The following is a 19,783-nucleotide window of genomic DNA, read 5'->3' as shown; positions in this document are numbered from 1 at the left end:
TAAATGGGAGCGATCTTAATTGTTGAAGACGAGATGTTGGAGAGGGACTTTCTCAAAGCAATCGTAATGGAAGAAGTCAATGCGAATTATGTTGTATTATCTTGTTCAACCGGAGGGGAAGCGATCGCGTTAGCGAGACAGCATTGTCCGGAAATACTTTTCCTTGATATCTTAATTCCGGAAAAAGATGGATTGAGTGTATTAGAGGAGATACGTACATTTCTACCAGACGCAAAAGCTGTGATTTTATCAGCTTTTTCAGATTTTTCTTATGCTCAAAAAGCGATAGATTTGAATGTGTCAAAATATATGTTAAAGCCTGTAAAGCCCAGGGAAATAACTGCCATACTTCACCAATTGATGGAGGAGGCTTCTGATAGCAAGAAAAGTACAGCTACTGATTGTGAAAGAGAAGTAGTTGCACTAACTGAAATCCAGGGATTCATAAAAGAAGCTCTTCATTTTATTCAGGAGAATTATAAGGAAAAGATTACTTTACAAAAGGTATCAGCTCATGTATACATGAATCCCCAATATTTCAGTAGAGTATTTAAACGAGAGGTCGGTCTTTCATATACAGATTATGTAAACAATTTGCGCATCGATTACGCCTGTAAAATGTTAGAAACATCCGATTACCCGTCATACCGTATTTCTAGTGAGTGTGGGTTCAACGACCCATCTTACTTCAATCGTGTCTTTTATCGGCAAATGAGTACCACGCCGAACAAATATCGAAAGAATGCTCATATTGGTGCTGGCAGCTGAAGAGGTAGCAGGACGAGAACATCTACTCGAAGGAGAGGTGCTCCCGTCCTGTTTTTCCGCCTATTTTGGATCTAACCGCCATTTTTTTGGCAAATACTTATTGATTGTATTGATGCCTTCTTCATTGATATCATACTCGATTTGTAAATTGTTATTTTGATCTAAATCATAAGATAACTCATCGATTAGGCCATTCTCTTTCAGAGAAAGCATATGCTCAACGAAATTTGGTTGAGTGAACTGTCTTTCTGTGCCATATTCTTCTTTTAGTCCTTCCATAACTGAATCTACAGTGGAGACACCAGTCACGGCAATATAATGCAAAACACGTGAACGAATAGGTAATAGCATCGTTTTACCCCTCCTTTTTCTTGATAAAGTCTAATGGATTAACAGATACAATGATGGCACCTGCAGTAATGATTACAGCGCCCAAAATCATCATTGGACTTAAGCTTGTCTTTAGGAAAACTGCGGAAAAGATAACGCCCCATAAGACATACGTACTGTTTAAAGACATCCCAGTGGCTACACCAACCTTGCTATTTGCTACATACCAAGCAAGGAAGGAGGAAGCTGCAAATAAGGCACCTGCCGCAATAATCAGCATTAACGATGGGGCTGCTAATACATCAAGGAACAAGTCGAAGGCATTGAACATTGGCAAAACAACTACAATAAAAACAATTCCTGATACAGCTTGACGAATATTGATCGCAATATTTGAATCAATCATTGACATGCCAAAAGCTGAGAATACGCCTTCCATCCCCCAACCAATTGCTGCAATGAATGCGCAAATGATTCCGAAGGTGAAATCCGTGCCAACAGAACCGCCACCGTCCATCGAAATTAGAATTGCTCCGGCAATACAGATGGCCATACCGATACCAACACGTTTAGAAATTTGCTGCTTAAGAAAAATTCTGGCAAAAATTGCACCAAACATAGGGAAGAGAGCCGAAATAGGGATTGCTGCTGCTCCAGCTGAGGCAATTCCAACTAAGTAAGCACCATTGGCAATCGGTCCGCCAAACAAGGCGCCCAAAATAACCATTAATCCTGGAATAATTGCCAGACTTCGACCGATTTCTTTTAATCGTCCCTTGGCAATATTGAATATCAGTAACCAAATGGCAGCAATCGTATCATTGATAGCCGAGGCAACAAATGGTGCTGCAAACACGCTGACAACTCCGACCAAGGGGTCAAGCGTCATTGCATATGCTGAGATGGTACTGTACAGTCCGAATGTGACTGCCGAAAGAATACCACTTGTGATTCCCTGCCTAGTAAAGCTGGCATCCAATTTTTGTTTCTTTGAAATGAGTGAACTTGATTCGCGTTTGACTCCGTCTTCCATAAACACACCTCTATCTGAATAGTATTCGGTACTCAGGGAATAAAAAATGACTTTCGACAGAAAGCGGATACATTCCTTTCATACCATTATAAGTCCTTTATGACCTAATTATAAGTGAAAATTTGGAAGTTAAATTACACAATCAAAGGCTTCTTCTTGTAAAAAAATTAGATGTTTAAGCAAGAATAGGACTATTTTTACTTTTAGGAACTATTTATCATCAGATAAAACAGGTTTGATACTAAGCTTTTGATCAAAAGTAAAAATCAATGGAGAAAATAGATACCCGCTTGTGAGGGCAAGGCCTTCTTTTCATACTACATTCTGCTGCTATCAGCTATACAAAGGAAAATGGTGGCAATTTTGGCAATGAGCAGATAGAGAAAGTGCTCTTCGTATCCATCGGGAACGTTTTCATTAATTGGAATTTCCATTTATTCACATAAAATCAATAGCAAAGTTGTTTTTTATCAGGCTGGATTTATGCTATAATTACACTAGATTTTTGAACGATAGACAGCGTTTAAACATATGTAGGTAATAGGAAAGTGCTTCTTGCAAGTTCTATCAAATAATGATAGTGTAAGTATCTATGTGTTATTTCGAGCAAATGACTCCCTAATATGACAGCGATAGGACAGTTCATAGATTATTTATTGAGTAGGAGGACGACAATATGTCCATGTTTTTAGATCAGGTAACCATTGATGTCAAGGCCGGAAAAGGCGGCGACGGAATGGTTGCATTTAGAAGAGAAAAATATGTACCTGACGGAGGACCGGCAGGTGGTGATGGTGGTAACGGTGGTGATGTCATTTTGATGGTTGAAGAAGGACTTCGAACATTGATGGATTTCCGCTTTAATCGTCATTTCAAAGCAATACCAGGGGAAAACGGTATGAGTAAAGGTATGCACGGAAGAGGTTCAGATGATTTGATCGTGAAAGTGCCACCTGGAACGACCGTTCGCGATGCAGAAACAGGTGCTTTGATTGGAGATTTAGTCGATAATGGGCAACAGTTATTGGTGGCTAAAGGCGGACGTGGCGGACGCGGAAACACTCGTTTTGCTTCTGCTAAAAATCCTGCACCGGAAATTGCCGAGAATGGTGAACCTGGACAAGAAAGAAAAATCGAGCTTGAATTGAAAGTACTTGCTGATGTGGGATTGGTCGGTTTTCCTTCTGTAGGAAAATCAACACTTCTTTCTGTTATTTCTGCAGCAAGACCGAAAATTGGTGCGTATCATTTTACGACATTGGTGCCAAACCTCGGAATGGTCACAACAAGTGATGGTCGCAGCTTTGCAGCGGCTGATCTACCTGGACTGATCGAAGGGGCTTCGCAAGGTGTCGGGCTTGGAACGCAGTTTTTACGTCATATTGAAAGAACGAGAGTTATTCTTCATGTTATTGATATGAGCGGTATGGAAGGCAGAAATCCGTATGAGGATTACCTGGCGATCAATAAGGAGCTTGCCTCACACAATCTTCGCTTGTTGGAAAGACCACAAATTATTGTTGCAAACAAGATGGACATGCCTGAGGCTGAAGAGAATTTGAAGAAGTTCAGAAAAGAAATTGCGAAGGAACAAGAAGATGAGTTTGCTGACCCGATTCCAGTTTTTCCGATATCTGGGATTACCAAAAAGGGATTGGAGCCACTGTTAAATGCAACAGCCGATTTACTGGATGTTACTTCTGAGTTTCCTCTGTACGCAGATGAAGTGGAAGAAGAAATTGTTCGTTATGGCTTTAATCCAGAAGGTCCTGAGTTCACGATCGATCGTGATTCAGATGCCGCCTGGGTTCTAACAGGGGAAAGTCTGGAACGATTATTCCAGATGACTAACTTTGAACATGATGAAACGGTGATGCGTTTTGCAAGACAGCTACGTGGTATGGGTGTAGATGAAGCACTTCGCGCTCGTGGAGCCAAGGATGGCGACATTGTTCGTATCGGCGGTTTTGAATTTGAGTTCGTAGAATAAATTATTTTTAAAAGAGCTGAGATTTTCAAAGTAAGGAAATCTTGGCTCTTTTGCATTGTTTTGTCTGCTTTGCTATAGTATTTTTAACAAACCATTGGGAGGAATGGAAATGAAAATTTGTCAAAGTTGTGGAATGGGTATTGAACAAGATGAGCAAAAGGGAACAAATGTAGATGCTACATTATCAGAAGAGTATTGCATATTTTGTTTCAAAGATGGTGCCTTCACTAATGATTTAACAATCGACCAGTATGTAGAAATCGGTTTGGATTACTCTCCAGAGTATCAAGCAGCTGGTACAGAAGAAGAAAAGACTCGTATCAAGGTACAGGCCCGAACCTATTTAGCTACGCTAAAACGCTGGAAGTAAACGAGCGAGTAATCAAACCCACGCCGCAGTCTATCTATTTCCTTTAAAAAGTTGAATAATAAACAAGCTGTTTTCTAATAACCGCCAGATATATCGAATCCTTCTATCGATGTGTTTGGCGGTTTTTTAGTTATCAGAAGATTTCAATGGATAGGATGCGATATTGGTACACTTCAATTCTAAACAACATTATTAAAAAAGATGGATCGATTTTAGGAAACGACAATTTTTTATGAAGATTTCTTCATGTGACTTTCATGTTTTTAAGCTTGATTTATGTTGCTTTTTTTATACTCCAAGATGTACAGGAGGAGATAGAACATGGTCAAACTTAAAAACTGCTTTCAACGAAGAGAAAAGAAATATAAATTATCCTATGAAGCATATGACAGCCTTGTTGAAAAAATGAATCAGTACATGCAAGAGGATGAATACGGGTTACATACAATCATTTCCGTTTATTTTGATACCGAAGATTTCGAAATGATTCGTCATTCCATCAATAAACCAGTATTCAAAGAGAAATTTCGTTTGAGAAGCTATGGTATTCCAAATGAGCATACCAATGTTTACTTGGAAATAAAAAAGAAAGTCAAGGGCGTTGTTTACAAGCGGCGAGTAACAGTACCGTATGCTCAAGCATCTGAATTTTTTGAAACTCGGAAAAATAGGTTTCAGTTCAGCAGTTCGAAGGATACGCAGATTAAACAAGAAATCGACTGGCTTGTTTTGAGAAAGAAGCTGGAGCCGAAAGTGATGATCGCGTATGATCGACGGGCATTCTTTTATCCGCAAGATGAAGACTTTCGAGTAACCTTTGACTTCAATATTCGCTACCGAACAGAGGCTTTGGATATTACCTCAGGTGCAGAAGGTGAACGTGTGGCACCGGAAATCGATGTATTGATGGAGGTCAAAGCATTAGGTGCTTATCCATTGTGGTTTTCAGAGATTCTGGGAGAGCTAAAGATTTACCCTTCCTCTTTTTCCAAGTATGCCCAGACATACCAGCGTTATTTATTTTCTAAGGAGGAATTTTGTCATGTTGTCTAGTTTATTTACGGAAAGTTCAGTGGAGCTGGATTTAATGAGTTTGTTTTTATGTATTCTTACGTCGCTTGCATTAGGTCTATTAGTTGCTTGCGTTCATATGTATCGAAGTACATATTCAAAGAATTTCATTATTACATTAGTTATCTTGCCGATCCTGGTTCAGTTAGTGATCATGCTTGTTAATGGGAATCTTGGTACTGGTGTTGCAATTATGGGGGCATTCAGCTTGATTCGTTTTCGTTCGGTAGCAGGTGGGGCACGAGAAATTACCAGTGTTTTCTGGTCAATGGGTATTGGGTTGGCGACAGGAATGGGATTTATCAGTTATGTCATTCTATTTTCACTAGTGATTGCACTCACCTTAATCCTTTTGAACGCCAGTCATTTTGGTGAAAAGAATAAGGTTGCCGAGCGGGAAATCAAAATCACGATACCAGAGGATCTCGATTATCCAGATTTGTTTGATGATTTGTTCAAAGAATTTACATACAATCACAATTTGGATTCTGTAAAAACAACAAATATGGGGAGCTTGTATGAGCTGCGGTACCATGTAACACTAAAAGATGCTCAAAAAGAAAAAGCGTTGATGGATGCCTTGCGTGTTAGAAATGGGAATTTGACGATTGTGTCTGGGAAAGTATCAACCAATAAAGATGAATTGTAGGTGACTGAAATGAAAAAAATGGCGATAAAACTATCGTTGATAACCAGTGCATTGCTCCTTTTTACCGGGTGTCAGAAAACAGATGGAAATACAAGCTCCAATGAAACAACCAACCAAACGGTGCAAGCTTCGCTCACATCAAGTGATAGTCAGGTGGAAAGCTCAAATGAGTTAACTTCAGTCAATACAACGAGTATTGATGAAACGAAGTACGGTACATATGATGAGGAAGATTTTGATGATAGCTATGACGAAGCTAGTGCAACCAGTATTAAATTAAATGGAACAAGTAGCGAAATTTCCGGTTCAGGTGCTTCGGAGAGCAGTCAGGTACTGACAATCAGTGCTGGAGGAACCTATATTTTATCCGGAAACTATGAAGGTCAAATCAAGGTGACCGCAGCTCAAGCAACTGTCAAGCTAGTACTTAATGGTGTAACTATTACAAATGATGATTCTGCTGCCATTTATGTGGAACAGGCGGAGAAGGTGATTACGACACTGGCAGAGGGCTCTGAAAATACGTTGACAGATGGTAGTGACTATACCTATGCCAGTGCAGATGAGACCGATCCAAATGCGGCGTTTTTCAGCAAAGATGATCTGACAATCAATGGTTCCGGAAAATTGACCGTCAACGGACAGTATAACAATGGAATACAAAGTAAAGATGATTTGGTTATTACAAATGGAAATATCCATGTTACTGCAAAGAATAATGGCATCAAAGGAAAAGACTCCATTTCGATTGCCGGTGGCACATTCAACATTACCACGACGGAAGGAGACGGGATTCAGTCTGATAATGCAACAGATGCAACAAAGGGCTGGATTGGTATAGATAACGGGTCATTTACTCTGACCACAGGAACGGATGGTATTCAAGCTGAAACAAGTATGTCTATTGCTACAGCGACTATGACGATTCAGACTGCTCAAGGTAGTACAGATACATCAATTGATGCTACTGCAAGCTACAAAGGGCTGAAAGCTTCTGGTGCTATAACAATTGATGAAGGAAGCTATACGCTTAATACTGCAGATGATAGTATTCACGGAAACGGTGCAGTGACGATCAATGGCGGTGCGTTCACGATGAATAGCGGCGATGATGGGATACATGCCGATACGGATTTGGTGATCAATAATGGGACAATCACAGTTGCTGAGTCCTATGAAGGCTTGGAAGGATCAACTGTTACGATCAATAACGGCACGATAGAAGTTCATGCTTCAGATGATGGTATCAATGCTGCCGGCGGTAGTGACGGAGAGTCCGGTGCATTCGGTGGTGATAACTTTGGCGGCGGCCCGGAAGCCGCTGACAGCAGCAAATACTTGGAAATCAACGGTGGGACAATCTATGTCGAAGCTGAAGGAGACGGAGTTGACAGTAATGGTGACATTCGTATGAATGGCGGGATATTGCTTGTTAATGGACCTGTGAATGGCGGGAATGGTGCGCTGGATTACGAAGGAACCTTTTCTATGGATGGTGGAACACTTGCAGCAAGCGGAAGCAATGGTATGGCTATGGGTGTAAGTGATAGCTCTGCTCAGGCTACAGTGGGTATTTACTTTACTTCCACACAAAGTGCAGACACGATCATCAACCTCAAAGACAGTAGTGGAAAAACGATTGCTACATTTCAGCCGACAAAGGAATTCCAACATTTGGTTGTAAGTACACCTGAAATGACTACCGGTGAAACCCTCACCCTATCTTCTGGTGGAACAAGCTCCGGTACATCAGTGTTTGGTCTGTATCAAGAAGGCAGCTATGAAGGTGGCTCTGAGCTAGGCAATTTAACATTAAGCGGGCAAATGACCTCTGTTTCTCAGGATGGTTCCGCGGCATCGAATAATCAAATGGGCGGCGGTCCTGGTGGCGGATGGTGATTGTTGGATAAGCAGGAAAACCAGAAAAGTGAGCCTAAATTACACGAAATGAAACCTATCAATTTTAGGTACGAGTATTCGCTAACTTAAAGGAAGATAGTAATGAGTAAAAAATGATTTTCGTTTCCCAAACCAGCGATTTATTGATAGAATAAAGAAAATAAGTCAAATGAGGTGGTAAAATGTCTAAACGTGTCATCATCATGAATTTTGATGTAGAAAGTCAAGCTTACCAAGCATTTTCCGAAATTAAAAAACTGCATGCGGGACGTCAGATCAAAGGCGAACAGATGGCTGTTGTTACACATACCAGTGAAGGCGCACATCAGTTTAAAATCAATGATTTTTTAGATTTTACAGGAAACGATCATACCTCTAAAGATAGTTTAATCGGAATGGTCATCGGTATTTTAGGTGGGCCTTTAGGTATATTACTAGGATGGTTTGCCGGAAGCCTGATTGGTGCAACACAGGATGCCAAGGAAATTCAGGGCGCACAATCTGTTTTTCAATTTATGACAGAGAAAATCACTGATGGACAAACAGGCTTGATCCTGATTGGAGAAGAAGAGGACAATCGTCCCTTAAATCAGCTGATAATGAATGAGTTAGGCGGGGAAATCACACGTCTTGATTATGACGATGTGACAAAGGAAATCGAGAAAGCAAAGGCTGTTGAGAAGAAAGTGCAAGAGACAGCAACTGATGCTTGGTTGGATGAAGGCGAAAAGAAGGGCAATTCAAATTGATTTTTAGAACGACTTAGAATTTATGGATGAATCATCAATCAAATGGGTGGGACAATTTGTAGTTTAGAGTTGTCTCATCTTTTGTATTTATACATAAAACAATAATGGAACGAAGGTGACAGGAATGTTAAAAATACTTTTAGTTGAAGATGATGAGGTTTTATCGGATAGTATTCAAGAAATTCTTTCGGAAATAGGTGAGGTAGAGCAAGTCTATGATGGCGAAGAGGCACTTTATGAGGGAGAACGGGAAGTCTATGAGTTGATCGTTCTTGATTTGATGCTGCCCAGTCTTTCCGGTGAAGAAGTACTTACAAAATTACGAGAGAAGAAAATATACACCCCTGTTCTGATCTTGACGGCCAAAGATGGTTTGGCAGATAAGGTCAACGGATTCAAAAACGGTGGCGATGATTATCTCACCAAGCCGTTTCATAGAGAAGAGCTATTGATGCGAGCGCAAGCGTTGATTCGTCGCTCGATGGGATTGAATCCTAAAAATGAGTTAACTGTTGGGCAGCTGTGCATTGAAATTGATAATCGGCAAGTTCGTTATAACGAACAGGAAATCCAACTTCAGGGAAAAGAGTTTGATTTGTTACTCTATTTAGTACAGAATAAAGGACGAATTATTACTAAGGACCAGCTGTTTGATCGAATTTGGGGCTTTCAGTCAGATACGACCTTAACGGTGGTAGAAGTATATATGAGCAATTTGAGAAAACACTTAAAGCCTTTTGAACTGGATAAATGGATTAAGACCTTGAGGAATGTTGGCTATCTGTTTCAACCGGAGGAAGGACAAGACACATGAAAAAGCAAGGCAATGGTAACCAACGAATACGCTATTTTATTGTCAACATGATTTCCTTTGCAAGTATTTTTTTGATTTTAGGCATTATTGTTTTTCAACTATTGCAGACCTCTATTTATCAAAGTGTAGATACAGAGCTGAATCATCTTGCTGGAAATGAAACCTTTTTAGAGGGACAGATTCGAATGCTGGAAATCGACCGGACAGGTCAGTTTCCCGGAAATAATACTTTTTTTGATTCTGAAAAAGGAACAAAGACACCACCAAATAACTTTCAACAGCAAGTGATTCTTTGGACAGCAGATGGAGAAATCGTAAACGAACAAAGCCTGGGTTCGCGTTACAACGACTTGCAGGATATTCAGTTTTCTACAGATCAGTTGGAAACGGTGACTAACATTGAGATAACAGACAGCAATGATCGAAAGTTACAATTTCGTTCAATCATGGTGCCTATAATGAACAACAATACAAAAAATGTCGCTTATATTCAAATTTTGACAAACACAGATCCTATCAAAGGAACGGTTGAACGAGTGAAGCAAATTTTGATTGCTTGTATGGTCATTTTTGGTGTATTGTCCATTATTTTGAGTTATTTCTTATCGAAATGGTCGATGAAGCCAATCATGGTGTCTTGGCGGAAACAACAGGAGTTTGTGGAAAATGCTTCTCATGAGCTTCGAACACCGTTGACGATCATCCAAGCAAAGCTGGAAAAGCTGTTTACCAAACCAAATCATACGATTCTTGAGGAATCGGAGACAATCGCAACCTCACTAACCGAGGTGCAGCGATTAGGGCAGTTGACAAATGATTTACTTTTGTTGGCACGTTCAGACTCCAATGCCATTATATTGGAAAAAGAGCCAATCAATATCAATCATTTCCTGGAAACAGTCGTGGCTCCTTATCAAGAGCTGGCTCAGGCTGAAAACAAAGAGCTTACACTTCGCTTACAAAAGGATGGTCAAGCAGAAATCGATCGTCAAAAAATCCAACAGTTATTAGTGATTTTATTGGATAACGCGCTAAAGTATACAAATGAAAAGGACCCATTGGAGCTAACTTCTAAAATTGACAAAAACGAATGGATTATTCAAGTAGTGGATTATGGCATAGGGATAGCCGATGAACAGAAAAAGGAAATCTTTGACCGATTTTATCGAGGAGAGCAATCGCGGAATCGAAAGACCGGAGGCTATGGCATTGGCTTGGCAATTGCAAAATGGATCGTTGAAGCTCATCATGGGAAAATGGCGGTCTCAGACACTGAGCCAAAAGGAACAACCTTTACGGTCACCTTACCGTTGAAAGGATAAACTTTTATTTGCTAATATACGGACTTTCTTCTAAAATGGAGAAAGAAATCTAATGGAAAGTAAGGGAATCAATGGAATTACAATTTTTGGGTACAGGTGCCGGAGTTCCGGCAAGACATCGTAATGTAAGTAGTGTTGCTTTAAAAATGCTAGATGAAATCAATGCTGTCTGGTTGTTTGATTGCGGCGAAGGAACACAGATGCAAATATTAAAGAGTAGTATTCGACCAAGAAAAATCGAAAAAATTTTTATTACCCATTTGCACGGGGATCATATTTTCGGATTACCGGGTCTGCTGAGTAGTCGTTCTTTTCAAGGAGGCGACGAGCAGTTAGACCTTTATGGCCCTCTTGGAATCAAAGAATTTGTCGAAACTTCACTGACCGTTTCCAAGACACGCCTTTCTTACCCCATCGTTTATCATGAGCTGACAGAGGGGGGGAAAGTGTTTGAAGACGCCCAATTTTCTGTGGAATGCTTGCCTTTGGAACATGGGATTTTAAGCTTTGGTTATCGTATTGTTGAAGCGGATCATGAAGGAGAACTGCAGGTTGAAAAACTGAAAGAGTTGGGCATTCCGTCAGGTCCTATATATGGAAAAATCAAACGTGGCGAAACAGTAACACTTCCAGATGGACAGGTAGTCAATGGGAAAGATTTCGTTGGTCAAAAGAAAAAGGGCAGGATCGTTACTATTTTGGGTGATACGAGAAAAACTGCGAATAGTGTCTTACTGGCTAAAGGCGCGGATGTACTTGTTCACGAGAGTACCTACAACAAAGAGGAAGGTCAGATGGCTAGAGCTCATTTCCACTCAACGAGTCACCATGCGGCAGAAGTCGCTAGTGCAGCAAAGGTCAATATGCTGTTGTTGACGCATATCAGTGCTAGATATTTGACAAAAGACATTATTAACTTGGAAAATGAAGCAAAGGAACTCTTTCCTTTTGTAAAAGCTGTGAAGGATATGGATATTGTTGATATTCCATTTAATGAATCTGAAAAATAGGGGGAAGTAAGCATGAGATTTTGGCAGGATTTAACGGATAAGGTTGTTGTAGTAACGGGTGGTTCTGCAGGCTTGGGCGAACAAATTTGTTATGAAGCAGCACGTCGAGGGGCAATCGTTGTTGTCTGCGCAAGAAGAATCAACCTTATTGGAAAAGTAAAAGAACAATGTGAAGTGCTTAGCGGAAAAGAAGCGCATTCATTTCAATTAGATATTGCTGATCCTGATAATGTTGAGCACGTGATTGCGCGAATCAATGATGAAGTAGGACCTGTTGATATTTTAGTGAATAATGCGGGCTTTGGTGTTTTTGATGATTTTCTGGAAGCGGATATGGCCGTTGCACGAAGTATGTTCAATGTGAATGTTCTTGGGATGATGGTCTTTACACAAAAGATAGCGATTCAAATGGCGGAAAATCAACGTGGACACATCATTAATATTGCATCCATGGCGGCTAAAATGGCAACACCAAGAACATCTATTTATTCTGCAACAAAATTCGCAGTTCTTGGGTTTTCAAATGCACTTCGTTTGGAACTGAAACCCTTGGGAATTGCTGTAACAACAGTAAATCCTGGACCGATTTCAACAAACTTCTTTGAGCAAGCCGATCCTTCAGGAAACTACCTTGAGTCTTTGGGAATGTTCGTTTTGGAACCTGAAAAGCTTGCACAAGAAATTGTTCAAGCCATGGGAACGAATAAACGTGAAATCAATCGTCCTAGAGTGATGGAGGCAGCAGCTAGATTCTACACATTGCTTCCTCATGTTGGTGATTATTTAGCTGGCGGCATCTTCAACAAAAAATAAATTTGGGAGGCGCTCGTGATGAAAAATCAGTGGCGTGTGATTGTAGGGTTATTGCTTGTTCTTGTGATTGTTGTATTTGCTGTGTTGAACAGCCAGAATGTTCCTGTCAATTTTGGGTTTGCCAAAATATCCGGACCGTTGATTTTGATTATTTTAGGTTCAGCGATTATTGGTGCTTTAGTCGGCGTAATTACTTCTGTGACAACGATTCTTGATCAAAAAAAACGCATCAAGGATTTAATCAAAGATAAAGACATGTATAAAGAAGAAACGGATCGACTTGTTCAAGAAGCTGTGGAGCGTACACAACGTAGCAATGAGAATCAGTTGGCTGAGCTGCAGCAAAAATACGATCATCTTCTTGAAAGCAATACTGGCATACCCTTGGAAAAGCAAGATGAGCTTATTAAATAAACAACTTTATCCTTTTATAAAGTAAATAAAATTTTTAATTTTGGTGAATAGATATAATAGAAGTGTGAGACAAAAAGTAGAAGAAAAATTGTCTCACACTTTAAATATGACTGACCGACAGCGTAACCACACTCTTTAATTCTCGAGTTAGTCGGTTAGACAATGTTTTCTCCTAATATTATTTTAGGCATTGTGGTTAAACACCGGTTCCAGCGTTTGTAAAATCGTTCTATACCAAGTTTCGATACTCGTGCATGAGTTTCTTCATTTTCCAATACCCACTGTAATACATAAGTTACTTTACCGATGTTTCTTGTAAGACGGATAGGCAATTCTCCCTTTTTAACAGCATTAAAATCCTTTTGCCTATGAGTGCGTTTTATATAGTGAACATCAATAACCCCCTCTTGACTTAAATAGAACTGAGCTACTTCTTTCATCAACTCTTCGATTTCATCTAACTTTGTTAATTTTGCTTCATAAATGCATATTTCATTAAACATAAAGCACCTCCATAAACTCTGTTTTACTTAATTATATCAGAGTAAAATAAAAAATAAGCACTGTGTTTTTATATTACCAATTTACAGTATCTCATGACATAAATGGCTTTTTCTTCACTACAAGAGGTTGGGACAGAAGTGTTCAGCTTCAAGCAATAAGGCGGAATTCACGAAAATTGCACACAAATTTTTGCTGAATTTCGACTTATTGTCGAAGAAGTTGCTTCTGTCCCACCGTTTATTCGGAATTAGGCATGCTAAGAGTCCGGGAATTTATTTATGTCCCGGACTCTTTTTTTGATCCTTCTGTTGGCCTTGCTTCTGATCTAAATCAGTTAAGAAATAAAAAAACAATTGAAGGAGGCTATGAAAAGCCGGAAACAGTTGGCTATCGTAGAATGGAGCATCTTATAAAAATTCAAATGGGCTTATCTTTAGTTTTTATCGTTATTTTGATATAATTACTTGGTTAGGAGTGACGATGTGAAAAAATCGAAATACATATGGAGATATCCGGAAAACCCAACTTTTTCTGAAGAGTTCAATGGATTGCTGAACGAAAAAAAAATCAGTCCTTTGATTGGGAAGCTGTTATGGCAACGAGGGATTCACACAGCGGAGCAATTAGAAGGATTTCTTGCGCCTACATTAGAATCTCTGCACGATCCTTATTTGATTCATGATATGGACAAAGCAGTTGAACGTATCCAACAAGCTATTGAACAGGGGGAACGAATTCTGGTCTATGGTGATTACGATGCGGATGGGATTACCAGTACAACGGTGATGAAGGAAGCACTTGAACTAATTGGAGGTGAGGTGGATTACTTTCTGCCAAATCGATTTGTTCATGGCTACGGCCCAAACTTGACTGTTTTTAAAGAAAAAATCGAAGAAGGCATTCAGTTGGTTGTGACTGTAGATAATGGTGTAGCTGGTCATGAAGCAGTAGCTTTCGCACAAGAGCAGGGAGTGGATGTGATCATTACTGATCATCATGAGCTGCCGGAAGAACTGCCTGATGCGTTTGCTGTTATTCATCCTAAGCATCCTGAGGGGATGTATCCATTCCCAGATCTTGCAGGTGTAGGTGTAGCCTTTAAGGTTGCTTCTGCCTTGTTAGGAGAGGTACCTGTCGAGTTTCTTGATCTTGTTTCGATCGGAACGATCGCGGATCTTGTTTCGCTGACTGGTGAAAACCGTGCTTTGGTTCAGCTTGGCTTGAAAATGATCCAATCAGGTGATCGAATTGGCTTAGATGCACTTATCCATTCAGCTGGTTTGAAAAAAGATGGCTTATCAGAAGAAAACATCGGGTTTGCCATCGGTCCGCGTCTTAATGCCTTAGGGAGATTAGGCGAAGCAGCACCTGGCGTTGAATTAATGACGACCTTTGACGAAGAACAAGCGATGGAGATTGCTGCATTTATTGAAGAAAAGAATACAGAGCGAAAAACAATAGTCGACACAATCACTACGGAAGCTTTTGAATTGCTTGATCCAAATGACCAGATTCATGTTTTAGCACAAAAGGGTTGGCATGAAGGAGTACTTGGGATTGTTGCAGGGCGTATCATGCAGGAGACAGGAAAACCAGCTATTGTTCTGACAATCGACGAAGCGGGTGAATCAGCAAAAGGGTCTGGGCGAAGCGTATCAGCCTTAAATCTTTATGAGGCATTAAATGAAATCAGGGATCTATTCACACACTTTGGTGGTCATCATATGGCTGCCGGGATGACCTTGCCAGTTGAAAATATTGAGAAGATTCGTACGCATTTAGCTGATTACATTGAAAGAAACCAATTGGATCTTTCTCAAGGTCAGGAGTTGATCATTGATGAAGTGTTGACGATTGAAGCAACAACAATTCCCTTTATTGATCAACTGAAGCTACTTGCACCGTTTGGAACAGACAACCCTATGCCGAGCTTTGCGTATAAACAGGTACGAGCTGTTGATGTTCGACAAATAGGGGCAGCACAAAATCATTTAAAGCTGCAGCTGACAGATGGCTCAGCCAATTTAGATGTTATTGCTTTTCAAATGGGGAAAGAGGCAAAGGAATTTTCAGACATCCCTTGTAGTATTGCTGGAAAGCTATCTATCAATGAATGGAATGGGAATAAAAAGCCGCAGCTGATGGCAGAGGATTATGCGATCGAAGAATTGCAATTGTTTGATCTTCGTGGAAGAACAAATCAGCAGCAAGAAATTCCAACAGATCAAACCATATTTGTCTATTTCCAAAAGGAAAGTATCAAATTAATCAAGGGCGAAACTGCTAACACTATTCATTTTACGACAGTGGAACAATTCTTTACTGAAACCCAAGAGTTAATAATCGAGCAGCTTGTATTTGTAGACTGCCCGGATGACATGAAAGATATGAAGCAGCTTATTACTCGATCAGAGGTCAGCCGTATCTATATCATGGGTCTGTCTACTGATGAAGCATATTTGAATGGGATGGGAACAAGAGACCAATATTCAAAGCTGTATGCTTTGATCCGTAAACAGGAAAAGATTGACATTCGTTATAAATTAAAAGCAGTGGCACAATTTCTGAATATCCAAGAAAAACTATTAATTTTTATGATTCAGGTGTTTTTTGATTTAGGATTTGTTACAATAGAAGACGGCGTTTTAAGGAATGTACCAGCTCCTGAAAACCATCCGTTAACGGAAAGTACGGTTTACCAAAAACGTTTGAAGCAAATTAAAATAGAAGAATTTTTATTGTACAGCGATCGCAAGGCTCTATTACAGTGGTTGTTGAACGAGGAGGAAAAATAACATGAACTTAAAAGATTACATTGCCAGCATACCGGATTATCCTGAAAAGGGCATCGTTTTCCGCGATATTTCTCCCTTGATGGCGAATGGAGATGCGTATCGTGAAGCAACAAAACAAATCGTCGATTATGCAAAGGAAAAACGGATCGATATGGTTGTCGGACCTGAAGCCAGAGGTTTTATTGTTGGCTGTCCAGTTGCTTATGAATTAGGTGTGGGTTTTGCGCCAGTCCGTAAAAAAGGGAAGCTTCCTCGTGAAACAATTGAAGTGACTTATGACTTAGAGTATGGGACAGATACATTGACTATCCATAAGGATGCCATCTTGCCTGGACAAAGAGTTCTGATTTGTGATGATTTACTTGCAACTGGTGGAACCATTGAAGCAACGACAAAACTGGTTGAAGAATTGGGCGGTGTTGTAGTGGGCTGTGCCTTCCTGATTGAATTGCTTGATTTACATGGCAGAGATAAAATTGCTAATTACGAGATCGTTACATTAATGGATTATTAATAGAAACAGCTGCCTTTAAGCTACTACTTCTAAAATTATACTACGAGAAGAGAGCCTGAGATAATAAAACCTCAGGCTCTCTTCTCTATTTGAATTTGATTGATGCTGCACCTGAAAAAATACAGTTCGGTACTTCTGTTTTAGTAGGGGGCTACTAGTTAGAAGCTTCACTGATTAGACTGGAACAGTAGTATGTCTGTCAATACAGACTCGGTGATCAACCAAGTAAATTATTGATATTTTCGATAGACAGTATAACGTTCTTCCTGTCTTCTACGTTGTTGCGTATAGCGTTTTTCATCCCATAGCATAAACCATATGATAAATAGTGGGCCGACGATCAGCAATGCAGCTTTTAAGCCCAACGTACCTAGAAAAATACCAATAAATAAAACAAAAAATATGAACCCGCCACGACGTACTGCTTTCATTTTTCATCACCTCACAAAAGAATCGAACATTTGTTCGTAATGTTATTATACGAATGTTTGTTCGGTTTGTAAAGTGGAAACCTCCATTTTTTTGCTTATAAAAAATAAAAGAACACTCCTCCTTTTCCAATCAGTTGATAGAGCAACGAAAAAGACGTTATACTTTAACAAATATATTGTTGATAAAAGTGATATACGTTGAAAAATTTCGTTCGCAAAAATAGAATTTCTTTATTATTCTATGAGATATCTCCTAATTGTCCTTAGAGAAACTCGATAAAATGAGTTGTATGAGGGATGTGTTGGCTAATTAAGTAATTCTCTCAGAAGGGCACCAAGAAAATACAGGAAGTGAGGCAAGAATAATGGCAGCAATTTTAATTGCCGGTGGGGCAGGGTATGTCGGTTCACATACGGCGGTCAAGCTATTAGAACAAGATGTTGATGTGGTGATTGCAGACGATTTTAGCAATTCAAATGCAGCAGTGATCCAAGCTATTGAGGCTATTACTGGTAAGAAGGTCAAAAACTATGAAGTCGATCTTACTAAAAAAGAAGCGATCAGAACGATATTCGATGAGAATGACATTTCAGGTGTCATTAATTTTGCCGGATATAAATCGGTAGGAGAATCTTCAAAAATCCCGTTAGCTTATTACAGAAATAATTTGGAGATTATGTTGAGCTTGCTGACTGTTATGCAGGAAAATGAAGTATTTAACTTAGTTTTCAGTTCATCAGCTACGGTTTATGGGGAACCCAAAATACTGCCAATTAGAGAGGTAGATGGCTGTTCGCCAGTCAACACCTATGGAAAAAGCAAACAGATGATCGAGCAAATTTTGCAGGATCTGTCCGTTTCAGATCAACGCTGGCATTTGATAGCCTTACGATTTTTCAATCCCTTGGGTGCGCATAAAAGCGGAGATTTAGGTGAGGATCCGAATGGATTACCAAATAATCTGGCCCCTTATATTACTCAAGTCGCGCTTGGAAAGCTGCCAATACTACATGTTTTGGGCCATGATTTCCCTACGCCTGATGGCACTAGTATCAGAGACTATTTGCATATTGATGATTTGGCTCAAGGGCACATTTCGGCCATGAACTATTTATTGGAGTCCCCGAATGAAATAGCTGGATTCGAGGCCATTAATCTGGGAAGTGGGAAAGGATACTCTGTTCTAGAAATTCTTCGATCCTTCGAAAAAGTAACGGAAAGAGACATTCCTTTCGAATATACAACGAAACGTGAGGGGGATATTGCAGAATCCTTTGCTTCTATTGAAAAAGCCGAGCAAATGCTTAACTGGAAGCCAGTGTATACGCTCGAAGAAATGTGTATAGATACGTGGAACTGGCAACAGAAGCATCCAAATGGGTATGCGAAGTAATAGTGGCAAACTACGGCTTCACTAGTAAAGAAAGAAGCTACGTAATCACGCTAAGAGGAACGACAGTTTTCTGATGTTGCTCTGTATTATGTAAGCTGAATCAATATTTTTTGAAACTTACCATCTTCAAAAAAGATAAAACTAATTGATTTCTGCAAATGTGAATAAACAAAGAGGTGTGATTTTTGGTTTCTACCAAAATCACACCTCTTTTAATGAGCGTTTTTATGTGAAGAACAAGATTGAAAAATACATAAATGCAGCTCCTGCCATAACAAACAGATGCCAGACAACATGCATAAAACGAACATTTTTCAAGCTGTAGAACAGTGCGCCTAGCGTATATGCGACGCCTCCGGCAACAAGTAACGACAAGCCAGTAAAACTCAAACTGTCATATAATGGTTTTGCCGCAATCAGACAGAGCCAGCCCATGATGATATAAATGATTGTTGATGCATTTTTAACCGTGTCTTGCTTATGCAATGTCACTGATTTATAAACGACACCGAAAATGGCCATTGCCCAAATCAAACCAAACAAGGTCCAGCCTAACCAACCATTCACACTAAGTAAGCAAAAAGGAGTGTAACTGCCCGCAATCAACAAAAAGATGGAGCTGTGATCAAACACCTGAAAAACCTTTTTGGCTTTCGTGAAAATCAAACTATGAAACAATGTGGACGATAAAAAGAGTAAGATCAACATGGAACCGTATAGGGCGTAAGAAACAACATGCAGTGCTGATCCCATATGAGCCCCCTTGACTAGTAGTACGACAAGACCTGCTATACTTAAGCCAAAGCCGATGCCGTGGGTTACAGCATTGAGGACTTCATTTAGAATGAGATATTTACGAGAAAATCCAGCTTTTTCCAAGAAATCAACTTCCTTCTATTTTAATTTGATGAAA

20 protein-coding genes are annotated in these 19,783 nt (G+C 39.8%); 15 read left to right on the top strand and 5 right to left on the bottom strand.

Features of this window, described 5'->3' with window-relative positions; translation table 11 throughout:
• Positions 1–3 precede the first annotated feature (3 nt).
• On the top strand, positions 4–768 hold the full coding sequence (locus A5888_RS02320) for a response regulator transcription factor (RefSeq protein ID WP_086347651.1): 765 nt from the start codon (positions 4–6) through the stop codon (positions 766–768).
• A 60-nt stretch (positions 769–828) separates the two neighbouring features.
• Here A5888_RS02320 and A5888_RS02315 read toward each other — a convergent pair whose 3' ends face one another.
• Both A5888_RS02315 and A5888_RS02310 read right to left on the bottom strand, forming a co-directional pair.
• On the bottom strand, positions 829–1,119 hold the full coding sequence (locus tag A5888_RS02315) for a hypothetical protein (RefSeq protein ID WP_086347650.1): 291 nt from the start codon (positions 1,117–1,119) through the stop codon (positions 829–831).
• A 4-nt stretch (positions 1,120–1,123) separates the two neighbouring features.
• Complete coding sequence (locus A5888_RS02310) at positions 1,124–2,131, bottom strand: DMT family transporter (protein WP_086347649.1); 1,008 nt, start codon at positions 2,129–2,131, stop codon at positions 1,124–1,126.
• Positions 2,132–2,807: 676 nt separating this feature from the next.
• Between A5888_RS02310 and obgE the strand changes: the two genes are divergently transcribed.
• The 11 genes from obgE (at position 2,808) to A5888_RS02255 (ending at position 13,232) form a co-directional block, all read left to right on the top strand.
• A complete protein-coding gene (gene obgE / locus A5888_RS02305) occupies positions 2,808–4,121 on the top strand; it encodes a GTPase ObgE (protein WP_086347648.1) in 1,314 nt (437 codons plus the stop codon).
• 109 nt (positions 4,122–4,230) lie between these two features.
• A complete protein-coding gene (locus A5888_RS02300; protein WP_170924679.1) occupies positions 4,231–4,491 on the top strand; it encodes a zinc ribbon domain-containing protein in 261 nt (86 codons plus the stop codon).
• A gap of 321 nt (positions 4,492–4,812) precedes the next feature.
• The gene (locus A5888_RS02295) at positions 4,813–5,544 is read left to right on the top strand and encodes a polyphosphate polymerase domain-containing protein (protein WP_086347646.1); all 732 of its coding nucleotides are present in this window, start codon (positions 4,813–4,815) and stop codon (positions 5,542–5,544) included.
• Entirely contained in the window at positions 5,534–6,211 is a 678-nt protein-coding gene (locus A5888_RS02290) for a DUF4956 domain-containing protein (RefSeq protein WP_086347645.1), read from the top strand. Before A5888_RS02295 ends, A5888_RS02290 begins: the two co-directional genes overlap by 11 nt.
• A gap of 9 nt (positions 6,212–6,220) precedes the next feature.
• On the top strand, positions 6,221–8,110 hold the full coding sequence (locus A5888_RS02285) for a carbohydrate-binding domain-containing protein (protein WP_086347644.1): 1,890 nt from the start codon (positions 6,221–6,223) through the stop codon (positions 8,108–8,110).
• Between the two features lie 182 nt (positions 8,111–8,292).
• On the top strand, positions 8,293–8,859 hold the full coding sequence (locus A5888_RS02280) for a DUF1269 domain-containing protein (RefSeq protein ID WP_086347643.1): 567 nt from the start codon (positions 8,293–8,295) through the stop codon (positions 8,857–8,859).
• A 124-nt stretch (positions 8,860–8,983) separates the two neighbouring features.
• Complete coding sequence (locus tag A5888_RS02275) at positions 8,984–9,673, top strand: response regulator transcription factor (protein ID WP_086347642.1); 690 nt, start codon at positions 8,984–8,986, stop codon at positions 9,671–9,673.
• Entirely contained in the window at positions 9,670–10,995 is a 1,326-nt protein-coding gene (locus A5888_RS02270) for a sensor histidine kinase (RefSeq protein WP_086347641.1), read from the top strand. Before A5888_RS02275 ends, A5888_RS02270 begins: the two co-directional genes overlap by 4 nt.
• A 71-nt stretch (positions 10,996–11,066) precedes the next feature.
• A complete protein-coding gene (gene rnz / locus A5888_RS02265; protein ID WP_086347640.1) occupies positions 11,067–12,005 on the top strand; it encodes a ribonuclease Z in 939 nt (312 codons plus the stop codon).
• A 12-nt stretch (positions 12,006–12,017) separates the two neighbouring features.
• Positions 12,018–12,818, top strand: a complete 801-nt coding sequence (locus A5888_RS02260; RefSeq protein WP_086347639.1) for an SDR family NAD(P)-dependent oxidoreductase — start codon at positions 12,018–12,020, stop codon at positions 12,816–12,818.
• Positions 12,819–12,836: 18 nt separating this feature from the next.
• Positions 12,837–13,232 carry a LapA family protein gene (locus tag A5888_RS02255; protein ID WP_086347638.1) on the top strand — a complete coding sequence of 132 codons (396 nt, stop codon included), beginning with the start codon at positions 12,837–12,839 and terminating at the stop codon, positions 13,230–13,232.
• Between the two features lie 155 nt (positions 13,233–13,387).
• Here A5888_RS02255 and A5888_RS02250 read toward each other — a convergent pair whose 3' ends face one another.
• Positions 13,388–13,735, bottom strand: a complete 348-nt coding sequence (locus A5888_RS02250) for a hypothetical protein (RefSeq protein ID WP_086347637.1) — start codon at positions 13,733–13,735, stop codon at positions 13,388–13,390.
• Between the two features lie 483 nt (positions 13,736–14,218).
• On the opposite strand from A5888_RS02250, the gene recJ reads away from it, so the two are divergent.
• Together recJ and A5888_RS02240 are read left to right on the top strand one after the other, a co-directional pair.
• Complete coding sequence (gene recJ / locus A5888_RS02245; RefSeq protein WP_339101883.1) at positions 14,219–16,531, top strand: single-stranded-DNA-specific exonuclease RecJ; 2,313 nt, start codon at positions 14,219–14,221, stop codon at positions 16,529–16,531.
• Position 16,532: 1 nt separating this feature from the next.
• Positions 16,533–17,045, top strand: coding sequence for an adenine phosphoribosyltransferase (locus A5888_RS02240; RefSeq protein WP_086347635.1), 513 nt, complete (start codon positions 16,533–16,535; stop codon positions 17,043–17,045).
• 230 nt (positions 17,046–17,275) lie between these two features.
• Here A5888_RS02240 and A5888_RS02235 read toward each other — a convergent pair whose 3' ends face one another.
• Positions 17,276–17,476: a hypothetical protein gene (locus A5888_RS02235; RefSeq protein WP_086347634.1), complete on the bottom strand. Its 201-nt coding sequence runs from the start codon at positions 17,474–17,476 to the stop codon at positions 17,276–17,278.
• A 365-nt stretch (positions 17,477–17,841) separates the two neighbouring features.
• On the opposite strand from A5888_RS02235, the gene galE reads away from it, so the two are divergent.
• Positions 17,842–18,870: a UDP-glucose 4-epimerase GalE gene (gene galE / locus A5888_RS02230; RefSeq protein WP_086347633.1), complete on the top strand. Its 1,029-nt coding sequence runs from the start codon at positions 17,842–17,844 to the stop codon at positions 18,868–18,870.
• Between the two features lie 225 nt (positions 18,871–19,095).
• Here galE and trhA read toward each other — a convergent pair whose 3' ends face one another.
• Positions 19,096–19,749 (bottom strand): PAQR family membrane homeostasis protein TrhA, encoded by a 654-nt coding sequence (trhA, locus tag A5888_RS02225; RefSeq protein ID WP_086347632.1) that lies wholly within the window; start codon positions 19,747–19,749, stop codon positions 19,096–19,098.
• Positions 19,750–19,783 lie beyond the last annotated feature (34 nt).

The organism is Enterococcus sp. 9E7_DIV0242 (assembly GCF_002140975.2).
Taxonomy (GTDB): Bacteria; Bacillota; Bacilli; order Lactobacillales; family Enterococcaceae; genus Enterococcus_L; species Enterococcus_L clewellii.
Note: the sequence above shows the minus strand (reverse complement) of the source record. Positions and strands in the feature narration are given on the sequence as shown.

Bases quoted from the DNA above. Each gene is read 5' to 3' on its own strand.
- rnz (WP_086347640.1), top strand. From the start codon at position 11,067: ATGGAATTACAATTTTTGGGTACAGGTGCCGGAGTTCCGGCAAGACAT.
- A5888_RS02290 (WP_086347645.1), top strand. From the start codon at position 5,534: ATGTTGTCTAGTTTATTTACGGAAAGTTCAGTGGAGCTGGATTTAATG.
- A5888_RS02260 (WP_086347639.1), top strand. From the start codon at position 12,018: ATGAGATTTTGGCAGGATTTAACGGATAAGGTTGTTGTAGTAACGGGT.
- A5888_RS02280 (WP_086347643.1), top strand. From the start codon at position 8,293: ATGTCTAAACGTGTCATCATCATGAATTTTGATGTAGAAAGTCAAGCT.
- obgE (WP_086347648.1), top strand. From the start codon at position 2,808: ATGTCCATGTTTTTAGATCAGGTAACCATTGATGTCAAGGCCGGAAAA.
- A5888_RS02300 (WP_170924679.1), top strand. From the start codon at position 4,231: ATGAAAATTTGTCAAAGTTGTGGAATGGGTATTGAACAAGATGAGCAA.
- A5888_RS02240 (WP_086347635.1), top strand. From the start codon at position 16,533: ATGAACTTAAAAGATTACATTGCCAGCATACCGGATTATCCTGAAAAG.
- A5888_RS02255 (WP_086347638.1), top strand. From the start codon at position 12,837: ATGAAAAATCAGTGGCGTGTGATTGTAGGGTTATTGCTTGTTCTTGTG.
- A5888_RS02295 (WP_086347646.1), top strand. From the start codon at position 4,813: ATGGTCAAACTTAAAAACTGCTTTCAACGAAGAGAAAAGAAATATAAA.
- A5888_RS02310 (WP_086347649.1), bottom strand. From the start codon at position 2,131: ATGGAAGACGGAGTCAAACGCGAATCAAGTTCACTCATTTCAAAGAAA.
- A5888_RS02270 (WP_086347641.1), top strand. From the start codon at position 9,670: ATGAAAAAGCAAGGCAATGGTAACCAACGAATACGCTATTTTATTGTC.
- A5888_RS02315 (WP_086347650.1), bottom strand. From the start codon at position 1,119: ATGCTATTACCTATTCGTTCACGTGTTTTGCATTATATTGCCGTGACT.
- A5888_RS02250 (WP_086347637.1), bottom strand. From the start codon at position 13,735: ATGTTTAATGAAATATGCATTTATGAAGCAAAATTAACAAAGTTAGAT.
- A5888_RS02235 (WP_086347634.1), bottom strand. From the start codon at position 17,476: ATGAAAGCAGTACGTCGTGGCGGGTTCATATTTTTTGTTTTATTTATT.
- galE (WP_086347633.1), top strand. From the start codon at position 17,842: ATGGCAGCAATTTTAATTGCCGGTGGGGCAGGGTATGTCGGTTCACAT.
- A5888_RS02285 (WP_086347644.1), top strand. From the start codon at position 6,221: ATGAAAAAAATGGCGATAAAACTATCGTTGATAACCAGTGCATTGCTC.
- A5888_RS02275 (WP_086347642.1), top strand. From the start codon at position 8,984: ATGTTAAAAATACTTTTAGTTGAAGATGATGAGGTTTTATCGGATAGT.
- A5888_RS02320 (WP_086347651.1), top strand. From the start codon at position 4: ATGGGAGCGATCTTAATTGTTGAAGACGAGATGTTGGAGAGGGACTTT.